The sequence below is a fragment of the Flavobacterium artemisiae genome, from assembly GCF_042678225.1.
Classification (GTDB): Bacteria; Bacteroidota; Bacteroidia; order Flavobacteriales; family Flavobacteriaceae; genus Flavobacterium; species Flavobacterium artemisiae.
The window spans coordinates 399,821-417,673 of sequence record NZ_JBHUDZ010000012.1 but is presented as its reverse complement, the minus strand read 5'-3'; the positions used below and the strand labels follow the sequence as shown (position 1 = coordinate 417,673).

Sequence of the window (17,853 nt, the reverse complement as noted above, 5' to 3'; positions counted from 1 at the left end):
GACGTTAGGAGATCCGAGCGATAGCGAACAGGCGTAGCAAATCACACTAGAACTCCACAAAGTAAATTACTAATCTGTGTCGAATCCTGCGTGTGATTTCTCCTTACGTCGAAATGACAAAGCTTCGTAGTTACAATGCGGAAAACTAAGCCGAAAAAATTCAGAAATTTCTTTACTTATTTTATCTTTTTAATCTTAAATATTCTTATTTTTAAAATACCAAAAACACTAATTCTCCCTATTTTATTCATTTTAAATCTCTAAAACCATTTAGAACACATGAAAAAATACAGATTATTAGTCATTCTTTTAGGAATTATTGTTGTTTTTTACTTTGCAAGAACGGTTCGAAGTTTCACCGTTAAACAGGAAACTCAAACTTTAAAATCAGAACATTTTGCTATTTCTTATAGCGGTATTTATAAAAGTGAAGCCGAAAAAGTCAGCAGACATTTAGAAGAAAATTATGCTCCGATAAGAGAAAACCTTAAAGACGTACAACACGATGTGATAAAGGTTTTTATTTACGGTTCGCAATACAAGTTTAATACTGCGACTGGTTTAAAAGAAAATACGAAAGGCACAAGTCGCGGTCCAAACGAATTTCATTTTGTCTACAGCAATTGGTTTAGTGCTATTTTTCCCGACGATCCGCTCAAAACGGCGCTTCATGAATTTACGCATTGCGTTCAGTTAAATATTTTAATCGATAAAGCCAAAGAGACTATTATCTCACAAGACCGAAAAACTTTCGAAAAAGAATTTGATAAAAAATTCAAAGCCGAATATCCGCGCTGGCTTTGGGAATCGATTAGTATTTTTGAAGCAAAAGAAGTCAATTCTTTAAGCGTAAAATATGCCAAAAGCAAAAACCTGACTTTAAAAGAACTCAATCAAAACAATCAGATTTATAATATTGGTTATACCATTATTGAATATGTGACGTCTAAATGGGGAAAAGATAGCGTCTCTCAATTGATTTCGTCATTTGGCGATATCGAAAAAACTTTAAAAGTAACTCCCGAAGAATTTGAAAAAGGCTGGATTGCTTTTTTGAATGAGAAGTATTGAATATAGAAACTTTGCGCCTTCGCGTCTTTGCGAGATCATTTAAAGCATGATTTTATACTTATGAATCTCTCGCAAAGACGCGAAGGCGCAAAGTTTAATTACTTTTTACTCAAAAGCTCGAGAATCTTATCCACATTCACTTCGCTGTAATCATTAATATAAAAATCACAAGGCGGAAGTTGTTCTTTTGTATGCGTACTCAAAACGCCTACCACTTTCATTCCGGCATTTAATCCTGCTGTAACACCCGAAAAAGAATCTTCGAAAACCACACAATCCGACGGAGAAACGCCAACACGCTCTGCTGATTTTAAATATACTTCTGGATTTGGTTTATGAAGTGTAACGTCTTCGCTTGACATCATCGAATCCATTTTTTGGTCGAGTTTCAGGAAATTGGCAATTAAATCCAGATTAGCACGCGGCGCCGATGTTGCAACAGCTGTTTTGAATCCGCGGGATTTTAGTTCTTCCAGAAACTGCATATAATGCGGAATTGTTTCGACTTTGTCTTTATAAATTTCACGAAACATTCCTTCTTTTTCGTCTTCTAGTTTGATCAATTCTTCTCCTTCAATAGTACGTTTGAAGAAATGCGACATAATGTAACTATTGTGTTTTCCGTACATATGTTCTTCAAATTCTTGATTGGTGTACGGAATTTTATATTTATTGAAAAACTCTTCGAAAGCTACGACATGATGCGGATTGGTGTGGCAGATTACGCCGTCCATATCAAAGATTACACATTTTTGGCTCATAATTTTATTTTGTTTTTAACGGTTGCAAGATACGAGCATTTATATTTTTTTTTAGATTTGAAATTCAATTCTTTTATTTACTTTCTAACTTAAGATATCAATGAAATGAAAATTTGCAGAAATTTACTTTTATTATTTTTTGTTGTCTCTTTTCTAAGCTGTAAACCAACACAATTAACCGAAATAGAAAGTAGATATATTCTCAAAGGAAAAGATAAGCTTTACCTAGTCAATCTAATTCGTGAAAACCAAAAAAATGGAATTCTCGGTTCTGCTCCGGCACTTCAGATCGAGAATAATTTTATCACATATTCGACTAAAAAATTAGAAGAAATTAATATCTCTAAAGATCAAATTCGAAGTTTAAAAATTATGTCTTCTGAAAAATCAATAGCATTATTAGGAAAACTAGGCAAAGACGGTTATATACTCATTTCCACAACAGGAAAACAAAAAACTTTTCCAGAATTTTATTAGCCAATCCAAATTTTACTTTTTACGAAAGTCATCGTCTGTCTCAAATGCTGATTTAAAGCAATTAGAATAATCAAAACCACCAAACCATAACCTACAATGGTATAAATTTCCATATCGGCCAATAAAGTCGATTGTTTCGAGATTGTGCCGAAAAGCTTTTTCATAGCCAGAACATTTGCATTATCTGCAGAATATCCTTTTGCAATGAAACTTTGTGTTGTACTTGCTATAGTTTGCTGTGCTTCTGGATTTTCGCCAGTTACAAATTGGCTTAGTTTTAGGAAGTGTTTTTTATTCAAGAAAACCATCGCATTCTGCATCACGCAAAAACCAATTGTACTTCCCCAAAAACGTCCTGAAACCCCAACAATTCCTGAAGAAACCGCCATATTTGCCGGAACCGATGATGTGGTAAATAAGATGAGCGGAACAAATAAAAACCCAACACCGATTCCTTGCAAAATATAGGGAACAATAATATCGCTAAGCGCCACATCTGGCACAAAAAGAAACGTAAACCAAAAATGAAAAATCGCAATAAGCGTAAAACCAATCATGAAAATAATTTTCGCCGAAACAGATTTCATCAGAAAAAAAGCGGCTAAAATTAGTCCGATTACATTTCCTAATCCGTTAATGTATTGTACGCCCGCAACGCGTGACGGATCCCAATTCCAGATAGAGAACATCGCCGAATGACACAAACTCAGTGTCGCCCGGCTGATGTAAAATAAAAAAAACAATAAAAATCCAATTCTTAGATTGGCATATTTTAAGACTTCGAAATCGAAACTTGGTCTTTTTACCAAACGTTCTTTAAAGATGAATAATCCGCCTGTAATGAGCGAAATCATCAGCATTAAAACCATTTCTGACGATTCGAACCAATATTTTTTTTCAGCATACACAAAAAAGTAGGCACCGCAAAGAATAGAAATCAAAACCAAAAAATAACTCATCCAATCGATTTGATACAATGGAATTTTCTTTGTAATTCGGTGCCCTCTGAAAGTAACTAAGATTAAAAAAACGTTTAAAACCTGAAGGCCACCCGAAACATACAACATGTATTTCCAGTCGTAATGATCGAGAAACCATACGGCAATATTCATAATAAAAGGCGTTGACAACAACAGCGAGCCATAATAAAATGAAAAACCAATAATTATGGCATTTTTAGAATTAAACTGTTCAATCAGCAATTGTCTGATTGTAATTACTGGAAGCGCCATCAGGATTCCCTCCGCAACTCTCATCAATAAAAAAACCGAAAAATTGGTAATATAAGCCGATGTCACAATCGTAATTCCGATAAGGGAATAAACGGCCATCAGGTAGTTTTTTGCAGGAAAAAAACTCGAGAAACGGCTTTCTATTAAAATCGTTGCCAGCAAAGTTCCGTAAGTAACGCACATCGCAAACTGCAAATCTTCGGGTTCAATGTCCAGAAAACTTGCCGCATACGTTACGTTTGACGTATAAACTCCCAATAAAATCATCGAATGCAACAGACAAACGAACAAGATAATAATGATCGCCCATCGCGGCACCCAGGATTTAAATATACTTTTATCTTCCATTTTATTTGTGTGCAGCAATAACCGTAATGTTCATTCCTGCTCTTAAAAAATCGATTTGTTTGTCGTTATCTTTTAACTGAATTCGAACCGGAATTCTTTGTTCGATTTTTACGAAGTTTCCAGTTGCATTATCAGGCGGAAGCAACGAAAATCTCGCACCACTCGCTGGCGATAACGAAGCAATTGTTCCTTCAAAAACCTTGTTGCTTACAGCATCGGCTTTGATTTCGACTTCTTGCCCAACAGTTAAATACTGTAATTGCGTTTCTTTAAAATTGGCCGTAATCCATTTTTCTTTACTCACGATAGAAAGCAAAGACTGACCTTCTTTTATCATTTGTCCTGGTTGTAAAGTTCGTTTTCCAACCCAGCCGTCATAAGGCGCTGTAATAATGGTGTAAGAAAGAAATAAAGCAGCATTATCTGCCGTAGCTTGTTTTGAGGCGATATTCGTCTGCGTTGTCGGTACATTGGCTTCGGCAACAGAAGTACTCAAAGAAGCCGAATGAATCCTGTTTTTCATTTCCTGAAAATGAGCCTGAGCCGATTCGTAATCAGCGCGGACCTTTTCTAATTGCTGTGAAGTTGCCGCTTCTTCGCTTACCAAAGCTTTGTATCTTTCATATTCTAATTTGGTTTTCCAAAGATTCGATTTTGCAGCCTCTAATTGCGATTCGTTAATTGCCGTCGCGCTTGCTGTATTAACCGCATTTTTTTGAGCCACAACACTGTTTTGCTGTGCATTTTGAACATCGGCCAAAGCCACATTCAATTTCGATTTATATTCTCTATTATCGATCACCACCAAAGTATCTCCTTTATGTACAAACTGATTTTCATTAAAACGAACTTCCTGTACATAACCCGTAATTCTTGACATAATCGGCGTAACGTATTGTTCTACCTGAGCGTCATTGGTTTCTTCGTGATTTCGGTTAAAAACATAAAACCAAATTCCTAAAATAACCCCGCTGACAACCAGCGTACACGCAATAATTGTTATTATGATATGAAACGTTCTATTTCTCTTAGTTTCATTTTTTATCTTAACCATAAACTTTAGTTTATTTTCTTTTATCTATTTTCTATTTTCTCTTCTTCTAACTTTTTAACTCTGCGAAAGCATTCCTGCCGTATGCATTAGTTCATAATGCTTTAAAATGGCATCTAAATGAGTTGAGATTTTGTTGTATTTCGCCTGAAGCAAAGCATTATCGGCATCGACCATTTCGGTAATTAAAACCAACTGGTTTAAGTATTTCAGCTTTACAATTCGGTAATTTTCATTCGCTAAATCCAACGCTTTATCAACCACCACAAACTTTTCTAGGATTTCCTGATATTGTGTATGCTCTTTAAAAAGCTTGTCCTGAATTTCGTCTTTTACAATTTCGGTCTGCATTTTATGCCATTCTATTTTAGTATTCGCCTGCGCAACTTTCGTTCTATTTTTATATAAAGCCGAAAGATCAAAACGCGCCTCGATTCCCACCTGACCTAAAGTGTACAAATACGGATTTGGCGGAAAGAATTTGTAGTTTGGATAATAAAATCCATAATTCCCGAAGAAGTGTACACTTGGAAGATAATTTCCTTTTACCAATTGCAGTTCGGTTTTACTGATTTTCAATTCCTGACTTGCAATACGCATTTCTTCGTTCTGCATCGCTTTATTCAGATAAAAATCATACGGATCTAGACCATTCATTTCGTCTAAATTCGAAGTCGTGTCGATTGCAATTTCTTCGTTTTCCGAAAGCTGAATCAACGTCTTCAGATCGTGAAGTGCGATTTTGATGTTTTTGGAGTTTGTCAACGCATTCAATTCGCGATCTGAAAGTTGTAATTCGGCACGAATGACTTCATTTTTAGTCACCGTTCCATGTTTCTGCATCGATTGCACTTCTTTTAATCGGCTTTTTTCTTCTTTGATATTTTCTTCAAAAATCTTCTGAAGTTCCATCATTTTATAAATCGCCAGATAGTTTGCCACAACCTGCAATTCGACATCATTTTCTGTTTTTTCCGATTTTATTTTGGAGATTTCACTTTCATCATTCGCAATTTTAATCGCATTATTGATTTTGTTTCCAACGTAAATCGGCATTTTAAAAGTTGAATTTACCTCGTAGATTTCCGGAATTGCTTTGGTAACTTCTTTTCCGTTTAAGAAACCATCTCCTTTAAATTCGGTAATGTTGGTAATTCTGGAATACATGCCGTTTAATTCTACATCCGGCAATCTAAGTTCTTTTCTTTCTTTGATATTTTGCTCAGCGAGCGTAATCTCCAGTTGAGATTTCAAGACTTTTTTGTTGTTTTCCTTTGCCAGTTTCATCGCTTCTTGTAAAGAAACCGTATGAACTTCCTGCGCCTGTAAACTACTAAATGTGAATAGAATTAACAATATCCACAAGCTTCTGGGGAAACAATCTTCTTTTAAATTTGTAAGGAACATGAATACATAAATATTTTATGATGCAAAGTTCCTTCATTTTTTCCGTGACTGATAATCATAAAAAGTCAATAACATATTCATTTCGGACAAATGTTAAAATTCCATTTTTCGAAAACGTTATATTAAAATACTGAAATACAAATTATTACGATAAAAAGGAATATTGTTGATTCTGGTTAAGGGTTTCACACTCCCGATAGCTATCGGGATTAAAAGGATTTAAGCAGATATGCACAGATTTTATTTTCTCTCGCAGATTTGGCAGATTGTGCAGATTATTATTTAATAAACCTGTAAATCAGCTTAAATCTATCTAAATCTTCGTGAAAGAATTATTTGGCGCATTCCAAAAATCCCCTAAATCTGCGAGATCTGCGAGAGAAATATTTTTAGCAAAAAATAATGAAAGTCAGCTAAATCAGCTTAAATCTATTTGAATCTGCGTGAAAAAATCATTCGGCGCATTTCAAAAATTCCCTAAATCTGCGGAATCTGCGAGAGAAAAATTTTTAGCAAAAAATAATGAAAATCAGCTAAATCAGCTTAAATCTATTTGAATCTGCGTGATAAAATCATTTAACGCATTTCAAAAATCCCCTAAATCTGCGGAATCTGCGAGAGAAAAATTTCAGCTTGAAATAAAGAAAATCAGCAAAATCAGCTTAAATCTAAATAAATCTGCGTGAAACAAAAATCTATTTCCCACGCTCCAAAATTTCTTCTCCGTTTAAATAATCAGAAGGTCTTTGCCCCAAAATTTTGAAAAAAGTGTTACTGAAAGTCGGAACACTATTATAACCAACTTCCAGAGCTACCTCTTTTACCGAAAGCTTTCTTTCTAATAAAAGTTCGATTGCTTTAAGAATTCTTCGAATGGTATAATACTGAATAAAAGACATTTTGAGATCCTTTTGAAATAAGCGATACAAAGAGCGTTCGCTGTAACCAAATTCATGCGCCACATCAGCAAAAAGAATTGTTTCTCCAAGATTATTTTCGATATAACGAAGAATTTTACCCAAACGAGCATCTTTGGGCTGAGGAAGTTCTAAAGGCAAATTCGTATGACATATTTGAGGAAGAATTGCTTTTATCGCTTTTGCAATAACAAAACTCGGCGTTCCCTTTTTCAAATCCCCATTCCACTGATTAGTAAACATCATCATTTGAAGCAGTAAATTGTTCACTGGATAAATACCTTCGCTTTTGTAGAATTCATCTTCATTCTTTTCAACCGGAAAATACAGATTTCGCATCATCACATGTTCCGACTTTGGTTCAATACTGTGTTCTAAACCGGCAGGAATCCAGATAAAATGCCTTGCAGGCAGAAAGTACGATTTTGTTTCCGTTGTCACAAAAACCACATCGCCCTCTGCATAGAGCATTTGTGCTTTGTCATGCTTGTGTCGAGGAACAAACAATTCACCCATTATATCATGATGACAGTAAATGCTTTTTTTATCGGCATCTACTTTATTGAGGTAATATTTGTCTACTTTGAATGTACCTTGTTCCATAGTATAAAGATAGGAAAGAAATAAATTCCAATATTTAAAATTCCAAATTCCAAAACTGGACTTAAAAATATTTAACCGCAAAGAACGCAAGAATTTTTTCCAAGCATTACGCTTATAAACGCAAAGTTCGCAAAGCCATACGATAAAGCTTTGCGAACTTTTATAAATCTTGCTAAAAAAACCTTAGCGCTCTTTGCGTAAACCTTAGCGTGCTTAATAGTTAAATTACTGCGGTCAAATTCCAAAATTGAAACCTAAAATATTTAAACCGCAAAGCACACAAGAATTTTTTCCAAGCATTACGCCTATAAACCCAAAGTTAGCAAAGCCATACGATAAAGCTTTGCGAACTTTTATAAATCTTGCTAAAAGAAACCTTAGCGAACTTTGCTTAAACCTTAGCGCTCTTTGCGTTAAATTTCACAAAGTGGACAAAACAAAAAAAGCTTCTCATTAAGAGAAGCTTTTTACAAACTTAGGCGGTCTGGACGGGACTCGAACCCGCGACCCCATGCGTGACAGGCATGTATTCTAACCAACTGAACTACCAAACCCTGCGTTATTGTGGGTGCAAAAATACAACAGAATTTCGTTTCTGCAAGCGTTTTTACGAATAAAATTTTGATATTTTTTTAATTGATTAAATTCCAATATTTTAAAAATTTAGATTTTAACCAAAAAGTAAGAACTTTCTTTTATTCAACCGCAAAGTTCGCAAAGAAGCATCCAAACACAACCACTTTTTTCAATCATTTGGGCGTAATTATAATTACAATTCTTCTCCCCGTGGTTGAAACCACGGGCTATGTTTGAAATGTATTGAAACAAAAAAATCCGTAAAGCTTATAAAGCTTTGCGGACTTTGTGTAAATCTTCGCGTGCTTTGCGGTAAAATCTGTGTGGAATTTCTAGTGCGATTTCTCCTTCGTCGAAATGACAAACTGTATGTAAATTGAAATTTGGAATTTAATTTTGAGAATTCAAAATCATTGGAATTTACCTTTTGCAAAAGGTCTTAAATCAAAAAAGCCATCCACAAAGTGGAAAGCTTTTCATTGGTCTAACTACTAAACCGAGCTGAGAGTTACAAATTCTCAGCAAAACAACACAACTAATCTTAGATACCGTTTTTGGGCAAAAAAGCCTTTCCATAAAGGAAAGGCTTCTCCCAATATTGCGGTCTGGACGGGACTCGAACCCGCGACCCCATGCGTGACAGGCATGTATTCTAACCAACTGAACTACCAAACCTCTGCGTTATTGCGGTTGCAAAGATATAACAGAATTTCATTTCTGCAAGTGTTTTTATAAAAAATATTTAATTTTTATTTAAAATATTATCCAAAGTTTTGTTTTTCAACTAAATAAGTAGTCAATATTTTTTCGAAATTATCGCCAACATTGACCGCAACGTACTTAATCTGGTTCTTCGCGCAAGTTAAAGACAACTCTTTAAAGTACTCCTCTGCCCTTTTTTCGTACGCTTCTTTTACATTATCGGCAAAAATAGAAACCTCATCGCCTGATTCTAAGTCGATAAACTTTCTCGGCGTATTATCAAAATCAAATTGTAATTCGGTTTTGCTGTCTACAACGTGAAACAAAACAACTTTATGTTTATTGTGTTTTAAATGCTGTAAAGCATTGAATAACTTCTCTTCGTCTGCAGACTGAAACATATCTGTAAACAAAATAATCATCGAACGGCGGTGCATTTTCTCTGCAATTTGGTGCAGATACGTAATTGTATCAGTCGTTTTTTTGACTTTTGGCTGTTCTAATAATTGTTCCAATTTATTCAAAAGCATTCTATGATGGCGGTCACTGCCTTTTTCGGGAGCGTAATATTCATAATTATCCGAGAAAACGCTCAAACCAACGGCATCACGCTGTTTCTTTAAAATATTCATTAAAACCGCCGAAGCCAGAACCGCAAAACCAATCTTCTTTTCATAAAAAGGCTGATTTGATTTTAGTTCCGGATAATGCATTGATGACGAATTATCTACAATAATATGACAGCGCATATTGGTTTCTTCCTCGAAACGTTTGGTATACAAACGATCGGTTTTGGCAAACAATTTCCAGTCGATATGTTTGGTGCTTTCGCCGGCGTTATAGACTTTATGTTCGGCAAATTCGGCCGAAAATCCATGAAACGGACTTTTATGCATTCCAGATATAAAACCTTCCACAACCTGATTTGCCAGCATTTCAAGATGCTGAAAACTCGAGACTTTCTCTATTTCCGTTTCAATTTTCATTCGGTTTCTTTTTTAATGTTTTGCGCGCGGTACAAACCGTCTGTCGATTGCAATAACTTTCGTTTTAGAATCGGACTAAAGTTAGGATTTTCTTTCAAGAATCGCTGTACTTCATCAAAAGCAAATTTAGAAGAATATTTGCCGATTGTGTTATTCAGCCAGTCTTTTGGAAAGAAAATATCTCCCGTACGCTGAATTTCTTCGATTAAATCTAAAGAAAAACGAATGTATTTCTGAGCACTTTCTTGTCGCAGCGGATGATGAAAATTGGCCAAACCAACTGAAACCCAAGATTCTTTTTCTCTATTCTCATCATATTTTAAAGACTCTACAAATGCATTTCTCACTTTTTCATCCTGCGAAAGTGACGGCATTAAAAACTCAAAACGTCTTATTTTATCAGGGTTTGTGATTGCCATTTTCGCTTTCGCTAAAATCTGATCGGCTTTTTGATGTTTGTAAATTGCCAGATTCATAGCCATGTTGGTATAATCATCTTCATTTAATTTTAAACCGGAAATCGTTACCCCTTTACTCCAAATCTCATATAATTTCTCTTTTCCAAATTCAGAATAAGCGATTGAACTGAATAAATTAAACAGCGTCTTTTTTACATTACTCGATAACTTTTCCTGTAAACGTTCGTAAACTACTTGTTCCAGTTCTTCCTGTCTCTGTTGCTGCTGTTTTTCAGTCAAAAATTTCCAAAAAATCGAATTTGTCTGGCTGGTTAAAATGCCTAAAACCAATTCATTTTCTTCGGTCTGAATGCCGCTCACAAAACAATCAAAAGCTTTGTTTGGAGCAACATTTCCTGTCAAAGTATTTTCGTAAACATTAATATAAGCCGAAGCTCTTGCCGTTGCATCTTTTAAAGTTGGAATTGTTTTTAAAGTATTCCCGTCAAGCGGAAAAACTCCGTATCCAAAACCATTATAGTTGTAAATGATCGATAACGGTTTTTTAAGTCCGACTATTTCTTTTAAATTCAAGGTTTTATCATTAATCTTGACATTTAAAACTTTTACCTCGTTTTTATAAATCAAACCAATTTGAAAAGTTTGAGGCCAGATATTATCCGATCCGTCTTCTGCTTTTTGACTGATTTCAAACTTTGTGATTTTGTTTTTCTTATCCAATTCTAGATAATCAGAAAAAATAGCTCTTCCCGATTTATTGACCCAAACTTCGCTCCACTTCTGTAAATCTACAGGCGTTTCAGCATCTAAAATCGTAACTAAATTATTCCAATCGGCATTTTCATTGGCGTAAGTTGAAATGTATTTCTGAATTCCTTTTTGAAAAGCTTCTTTTCCCATAGTAGCCTCAAGCTGACGCATCATAATTGGCGCTTTATTATAAATAATAGCACCATAAAGTGATCCCGCATCTTTTAAATTGGCTAGTTTTTGCTTGATCGGATGCGTACCTAAAGAACGATCTTCGCCATAAGCGCCAGGATAATGAGCGTTTAAAAACTGCAGATTATGATTGATTTTCGGAAAAATCGGATTCATGATTTTGTCTGCCATAAAATTGGCAAAAACCTCTTTCATCCAAACATCATCAAACCATTTCATGGTGACTAAATCGCCAAACCACATATGCGAGGTTTCATGAGCGATCAATTTGGCGCGGTTTAGTTTTTCGTTATCGGTAGAACTGTTGTCCAAAAACAAAGTCGATTCTCTATATTGAATGGCTCCAACATGCTCCATTCCGCCGTATTGAAAAACGGGAATGGCTGCAAAATCTAATTTTTGAAATGGAAATGCATAATTGGTATATTTTTCAAGAAAATCCAATGACTGCTGATGAAGTCCAAAAATAGTATCGGTACTAATTTCAATCTTTTTCGGATTGTTTTCTCGATACAGCATTTTCATTTCAAACTTTCCTGGCTTCTGAGTAGTTTCTTTAAATTTTCCAGCCACAAAAGAAAACAAATACGTGCTCATTTTGTCTGATTCGCCAAAAGTATAAGCGGTAAAATCTCCTTTTTCGACTTTATTTTTCACTTCGGCTCCAGCCAAAACCTGCCAATCCTTTGGAACAGTTAAACTCAGTTTATAAGTCGCTTTGATATCGGGTTGATCAAAACATGGAAATAAAGTACTCGCGCGGTCTGGAACTAATAAAGTATATAGAAAATCGTCATTTCTGTTTAAAGATAAATTTCCTGCAGTGAATGAAATTGAGACTACATTTTTACCTGATTTTAAGTCTTCTCCCAGTATAAAAATATGCCCGTCTTTATGATCTATTTTGATATTTTTTTCGTTTACCAAAATCGATTTTATATTTTCTGATTTTTCTTTAAAATCTAAAACCAGACCCGAACGTAAGTCTTTTAAATTAAGATTTAAATTTAATTTGGCATTGATATTTTCATTTTTCTGATTCGGAATTTCGAATAGAAGTTCATACGACACTTCAGAAATTTGATATTTTCGATAATTAGCCAATTGCTGTGAAACACCTTGGTCTACCAAAAATTTCTCTTCTGGTTTAGATTGTGCAAAATTAGTATTCATTAATACAAAAGAAACGAGAAGGCAGTAGAAGATTTTCATTTTTAAAGGAATATAAGATTCGTTAAAAATAAAAAAAAAGTCTGCCACGAATGGCACGAATTCATACGAATTTTATTTTCTCCTTTTTAAAACGAAAAAGGCCTAACTATCGTTAGACCTTTTTCTTACTAATTCAAAACTATCCAAAAAATTATTCTGTCTGTTGAAAATCAAAACTTAAATCTCCTGCATTGTAGCTTGTAGCAACAGTCGTCGGAAAAGTTTGTGCTGTTCCAGAAAGCCATCTGTATTCGTTAATTATAATATTTCCTGCTGTAATTGGGTAAACAGCATTAGAATTATCTGCTTTGCTCTTTTTGTACCAGTCATTAGAATTCATGGTAATCACGTATTTTTTGTCTTTTTCAAGCGCCAATTCGCTGATTTCTTTTGAAACTTGCACATCTGCTGTTGCCACGTTTAGAGTCTCAGAACGTAAAACAGCTTTTGATGCGAAATCCCAGATCGTGACACGAACCGTTGGGTTTGCCGCGGGAAGCTTTAAGGTTATGGCCTTAATTTTTCCTTTTACGGTTGGTGTAAATACAAGTCCGAATTCGTAATCTCCCGAGTTCACAAAATTTGTCACTGTACTAAATCCGGTTGCTGTGTAATAAGCTGCCAACGGATTTTCTGTATTAAATTTTGGCGTATTGTCTTTATCATCATCACTGCTGCATGCTGCAGAAAGCGTAATAATTAAAAGTGTAAAAATTGATTTAAAAGCTCTCATGATATTTAATTTTAATTAGTTATAATTGAATTGATTGGTCTTTATAAATTAAGGCTGAATGTTAAAATGTTGGCATACTTCTTCGTAGCTCATTTTAGAATAATCTATTTTTGCTGTTTTTGCAGTCGCTGCGGCTGCACCGCCAGGAATCAGGATATAGCGCCAGTTAAGTGTCGTTGGAAGTGCGACTGTAGTTCCGTCATTTGCATGTTTGAATCGGAACAGTTTTATCTTTTGCAAACTTGTAATAGCAGTTATTGTATTCGCTGATCCGCCTGCTGTAGACGTATAAGGCAATGTGTACATTCCTCCTCCAAAAGACATATAAACCAGAATAGTTCCTTTAGCTAAAATATCTGTTGATAGTTCTGGAGCATTAAGAGTTGTAGACAATCCAGAAGTTCCGTCGATGGTTTCTGCTGCCGCTGTCGGAGCTGTCATCCATGCGCTGTAAATAACGTTTGCAGTCCCAGCTGCTCCTTGTGCTCCTTGTGCTCCGTCTACACCATCTGCGCCATCGTCTCCGCTGCAAGAAATTGCAGTAACTGCTAATAATAAAATTGTAAAAATGGTTTTGAAATTTTTCATAATAATTTTAGTTGTAAAAAATTGGTCAAATGATTCTTTTTTAATTCAATAGCTTTATTTTTGTAACAATCTCTTTAAGGTTTTTTGTTCCTTGTGATTGATTTACAGGACAAAGTTGCCGGATTAAATTCTGCCAAAAAACCGCTAATAGACGAACAACATTTTAAATAGACAGACGACTTATTTTTTGTTATAAAAGCCAATTTGATGATGAAAAAATACTCTTGTATTATTGTTGATGATGACGAAATAGACAGACTTACGGCAGTTTCGTACGCTAAGAAGTTTCCTGTTTTGGATATTTTAGGTGTTTTTGAATCGGCTGAAGAAGCTGTTCCTTTTTTAGAAAAAGAAAAAATCGATATTCTGTTTTTAGATATCGATATGCCGGGTTTAAACGGAATCGAATTTAGAAAACAGGCTCTAGAAGTTCCCGTTTGCGTCTTTATAACAGCACATCCTGAACATGCTGTAGAGAGTTTTCAAATTGAAACTTTAGATTTTATTGTAAAACCTTTAAAATTAGACCGCTTTACCCAAACCATAAATCGTATCGAAGAGTTTATGGAAATCAAACTCAAAGCGTCTCTTTTTGAAGCAAGTATTGGCGGTGACACCATTTACATTAAAGAAGGCCACGAACAAACCAAGGTAAAACTGCACGAAATTTTATATCTCGAAGCCTTAAAAGATTATACTTTGGTAATTACAAACCAGAAAAGACACTGCGTTTTATCGAGTATCGGAAATTTATTAAAAGAAGATCATTTTCAGTCTTTTGTGCGCATTCACAGAAGTTTTGCTGTTCAAAAACAATATGTGCAGAAAATCAATTCGAACGAAATTATTCTGAATAATAATGCCGTGATTCCGATTGGGAGAAGTTATAAAGAAAATCTAAACTTAATGGCATGAGAAGTATAAGGTTATTGCTTTTACTTTTTATTTCTTCGAATGTCTTTGCACAGCAGGAACCTAATTTGGCACGCTATAAAACTACAGACGAAAAACTGAAAGTCTGGCTGCAATACACCGCTGGGCTTTTAGAAAAAGAAGACTATCCAAAACTGATTAAAGCTGCAGACAAAGGAATAGTAATTGCCAAAAATCAAAATGCTTACAAGAGTCGTTTTTATCTTCAAAAGGGTCTTGCTTATGAGTTTAGCAACAATCAATATCAAAATGCGCTGGTTAATTATGAAACAGCATTGAAATATGCCAGAAAAGCACGCCATTTAAAAAATGAAACAACCATTTTAATGCGTCTTAACTACGCTTATTATTCGGTTCAAGATACCGTAAAAAGTAAATCTTTAGCTCAATATATTAAACAGGTTTTGGATACCACAAAAAGCAATTACACCAAAGCTGTTTTAAACGGAAGTCTGGCTGAATATTATCAGGATAATGCTCAATATGAAACTTTTATTCGTTATCAACTAAAAGCGATTTCCTATAAAAAACTGCTTAAAAAAGATAAAGTCAATGAGGAAAATATCGGAGTTTCTTATCTTCAAATAGGAAGCGCTTACACCAAAATGAAACAATATCATAAAGCAGTCGAATATTTGAACGAGGCCAAAAAATATACAATTCATTCTCCTTATGTCAACGCATTTTTATCAAATTACTACTTGCACTGTTATGTTTCATTAAAAGAAAAAGACAGTATTCAAAAATATTACAAGCAAGTCTACAGCTATATCACACCAAAAGATTCTTTGTTTCTCAATTTAAGTTATGCCAACCGAAGTCTTTCCGAATATTACGTCAACGAACGCCAGACGCAAACTGCTTATTTTTATGCTAAAAAAGCCGTTTTATTAGGCAAAAAGTCCAATGACGAGGATATTATTATGGAAGCCAATGCTATAATGGGAAGGGTTTTATATGAAAAAGGAGAATACAAAAAAGCCATTGAAACCTTAAAAAAAGCTTCTGTAAACGCTTTAAAATACGACAAAGAATCTTTCGTCAACATTAATAAAAAACTTTCTCAAAGTTTCGCTGCACTCGGACAATGGAAAGAAGCGTATTATTATAACGAAATCTACAGCAAAAACAACGACGAGATGATGGCAGAATCTGCTAAGCAAAATATTGCAAATGCAGAAGCCAGATTTCAAAACAAAACCAAGGCGCAGGAAATCAAGAACCTTTCGACCGAAAATGCGATCAAAAACATTCAGATTGAAGATGCCAGACAACAGCGTATTTTTCTTATTTCGGGAATTGCTCTTGTTGCAATAATCGGATTATTGTTATTAAGACAAAGCCAGATCAGGAAGAAAACCAATTTGAAACTTCAGGCTCTGAATCAGGAATTGGACGAAGCTAATAAAATCAAAGCAAGATTCTTTAGTATTTTGAATCACGATTTACGAAGCCCTATTTCGAATTTGATTCATTTTCTGCATCTTCAAAAAGAAAATCCAGAATTAATGGATGAAGAAACCAAACTGAGAATGCAGACCAAAATTACAACTGGAGCTGAAAATCTGCTGGATTCTATGGAAGATATGTTGTTTTGGAGCAAAGGTCAGATGGAAAACTTTAAACCGCAGCCGAGAAAATTAGCGGTAGAAAATATATTCGAAGAAATTCAAAAGCATTTTTCTAGTTCTGAAAATATCCAAATCGTATTTGAAAATCCAGAAAATATCTCGCTGGAAACAGATGAAAATTATCTCAAAACCATTATGCGAAACCTGACAGGAAATGCCATAAAAGCTTTGGACAAAACAGAAAATGCACAAATTATATGGAAAGCCTGGCAGGAAAATAATAAAACCTTCCTCTCTATAACTGACAACGGCCCAGGCGGCACACAAGAAAAATTCAAAGCTTTATACGACGAATCCGAAGTAATCGGAATCAAATCGGGTTTGGGTTTACACTTAATCCGCGACTTAGCCAACGCCATTAATTGTAAAATCGAAGTCTGCTCAAAGCCAGATACTGGAACTACTTTTACGCTGATCTTCTAATTTTTTCGCCACGAATTGCACTAATTTTCGCGAATTTTTTATGTTGCCACAGATTAAATAGATTAAATGGATTTTTGTTTCTCTCGCAGATTTGGCAGATTGTGCAGATTTTATTTTTCAATTTTAATATAAATAATCCGCGTAATCTGCCAAATCTGCGAGAGTAATAATTTTGTGTTTCACGAGTTTCAAAAAAATCATTTTAATCTTAATAATCTGTGGCAAAAATATCCTCCATTTTCATTTGTAAAAATTCGTGAAATTTCAAATTAAAGCAAAAAATTCTTGCCATTCGTGAAATTTGTGGCAAAAAAACTTTTCACTTCGCGACAGAAAACCAATAAAAAAGGCTTGACTTTCGTCAAACCTCTTTTATATCAATTGCAATCTTTGGAGATTACAACAAAGCGTCTAAGCTGTCAGCGTAAGCTTGTTTCGGAGCAACTCCTACTTGTTTGCCTACTACTTCACCGTTTTGAAAAACCAAAACAGTTGGTATGTTACGCACACCATATTTTGCAGCAAATTCTTGGTTAGCGTCTACATCTACTTTACCAACAACTACTTTACCAGCGTATTCCTCGCTTAATTGGTCAATGATTGGACCAACCATTCTACAAGGACCACACCATGCTGCCCAAAAATCTACCATTACTGGTTTATCTGATTTTAAAACTACTTCATCAAAAGTAGCATCTGTTATTGCTAATGCCATAATATATTAGATTAAAATTATGTCTGAATGTTTTAACTTTCAAACTACAGTACAAATTTAAAAATTTAAAACAAATCAAACACCATTACTAAATTAGTTTTCATTATAAATGTATTGTCATAAATT

At 34.7% G+C, this 17,853-nt stretch carries 14 protein-coding genes and 2 tRNA genes; 4 read left to right on the top strand and 12 right to left on the bottom strand.

Annotated elements, in window-relative coordinates; genetic code table 11:
• Window positions 1-279 precede the first annotated feature (279 nt).
• Window positions 280-1,071 carry a hypothetical protein gene (locus tag ACFSC2_RS12500; protein ID WP_379815106.1) on the top strand — a complete coding sequence of 264 codons (792 nt, stop codon included), beginning with the start codon at window positions 280-282 and terminating at the stop codon, window positions 1,069-1,071.
• 98 nt (window positions 1,072-1,169) lie between these two features.
• Here the strand turns inward: ACFSC2_RS12500 and ACFSC2_RS12495 are convergent, their stop codons facing one another.
• Entirely contained in the window at window positions 1,170-1,832 is a 663-nt protein-coding gene (locus tag ACFSC2_RS12495; RefSeq protein WP_379815107.1) for an HAD family hydrolase, read from the bottom strand.
• Between the two features lie 105 nt (window positions 1,833-1,937).
• Between ACFSC2_RS12495 and ACFSC2_RS12490 the strand changes: the two genes are divergently transcribed.
• Window positions 1,938-2,309, top strand: a complete 372-nt coding sequence (locus tag ACFSC2_RS12490; protein ID WP_379815108.1) for a hypothetical protein — start codon at window positions 1,938-1,940, stop codon at window positions 2,307-2,309.
• Here ACFSC2_RS12490 and ACFSC2_RS12485 read toward each other — a convergent pair.
• The 10 genes from ACFSC2_RS12485 to ACFSC2_RS12440 all read right to left on the bottom strand — a co-directional run bounded on the left by ACFSC2_RS12485 (window position 2,306) and on the right by ACFSC2_RS12440 (window position 14,025).
• Window positions 2,306-3,889 (bottom strand): efflux MFS transporter permease, encoded by a 1,584-nt coding sequence (locus ACFSC2_RS12485; RefSeq protein ID WP_379815109.1) that lies wholly within the window; start codon window positions 3,887-3,889, stop codon window positions 2,306-2,308. The two genes, ACFSC2_RS12490 and ACFSC2_RS12485, sit on opposite strands and share 4 nt — an antisense overlap.
• Window position 3,890: 1 nt before the next feature.
• A complete protein-coding gene (locus ACFSC2_RS12480) occupies window positions 3,891-4,943 on the bottom strand; it encodes an HlyD family secretion protein (RefSeq protein WP_379815110.1) in 1,053 nt (350 codons plus the stop codon).
• A 54-nt stretch (window positions 4,944-4,997) separates the two neighbouring features.
• Window positions 4,998-6,296 carry a TolC family protein gene (locus tag ACFSC2_RS12475; RefSeq protein WP_379815111.1) on the bottom strand — a complete coding sequence of 433 codons (1,299 nt, stop codon included), beginning with the start codon at window positions 6,294-6,296 and terminating at the stop codon, window positions 4,998-5,000.
• A gap of 746 nt (window positions 6,297-7,042) precedes the next feature.
• Window positions 7,043-7,867 (bottom strand): helix-turn-helix transcriptional regulator, encoded by an 825-nt coding sequence (locus tag ACFSC2_RS12470; protein ID WP_379815112.1) that lies wholly within the window; start codon window positions 7,865-7,867, stop codon window positions 7,043-7,045.
• Between the two features lie 480 nt (window positions 7,868-8,347).
• Window positions 8,348-8,421 (bottom strand) — tRNA-Asp (locus ACFSC2_RS12465).
• Window positions 8,422-9,044: 623 nt separating this feature from the next.
• Window positions 9,045-9,118, bottom strand: a tRNA-Asp gene (locus ACFSC2_RS12460).
• A gap of 86 nt (window positions 9,119-9,204) precedes the next feature.
• Entirely contained in the window at window positions 9,205-10,131 is a 927-nt protein-coding gene (locus ACFSC2_RS12455) for a DUF58 domain-containing protein (protein WP_379815113.1), read from the bottom strand.
• Window positions 10,128-12,704 carry a M1 family aminopeptidase gene (locus ACFSC2_RS12450; protein WP_379815115.1) on the bottom strand — a complete coding sequence of 859 codons (2,577 nt, stop codon included), beginning with the start codon at window positions 12,702-12,704 and terminating at the stop codon, window positions 10,128-10,130. Before ACFSC2_RS12450 ends, ACFSC2_RS12455 begins: the two co-directional genes overlap by 4 nt.
• A gap of 151 nt (window positions 12,705-12,855) precedes the next feature.
• On the bottom strand, window positions 12,856-13,437 hold the full coding sequence (locus ACFSC2_RS12445) for a hypothetical protein (RefSeq protein WP_379815117.1): 582 nt from the start codon (window positions 13,435-13,437) through the stop codon (window positions 12,856-12,858).
• Between the two features lie 48 nt (window positions 13,438-13,485).
• Window positions 13,486-14,025 carry a hypothetical protein gene (locus ACFSC2_RS12440; RefSeq protein ID WP_379815119.1) on the bottom strand — a complete coding sequence of 180 codons (540 nt, stop codon included), beginning with the start codon at window positions 14,023-14,025 and terminating at the stop codon, window positions 13,486-13,488.
• Between the two features lie 207 nt (window positions 14,026-14,232).
• On the opposite strand from ACFSC2_RS12440, the gene ACFSC2_RS12435 reads away from it, so the two are divergent.
• Both ACFSC2_RS12435 and ACFSC2_RS12430 read left to right on the top strand, forming a co-directional pair.
• Window positions 14,233-14,940, top strand: coding sequence for a LytR/AlgR family response regulator transcription factor (locus tag ACFSC2_RS12435; protein WP_379815120.1), 708 nt, complete (start codon window positions 14,233-14,235; stop codon window positions 14,938-14,940).
• Window positions 14,937-17,012 carry a tetratricopeptide repeat-containing sensor histidine kinase gene (locus tag ACFSC2_RS12430; protein WP_379815121.1) on the top strand — a complete coding sequence of 692 codons (2,076 nt, stop codon included), beginning with the start codon at window positions 14,937-14,939 and terminating at the stop codon, window positions 17,010-17,012. Before ACFSC2_RS12435 ends, ACFSC2_RS12430 begins: the two co-directional genes overlap by 4 nt.
• A 397-nt stretch (window positions 17,013-17,409) precedes the next feature.
• Here the strand turns inward: ACFSC2_RS12430 and trxA are convergent, their stop codons facing one another.
• On the bottom strand, window positions 17,410-17,727 hold the full coding sequence (gene trxA, locus ACFSC2_RS12425) for a thioredoxin (RefSeq protein WP_008466289.1): 318 nt from the start codon (window positions 17,725-17,727) through the stop codon (window positions 17,410-17,412).
• Window positions 17,728-17,853: the final 126 nt, after the last annotated feature.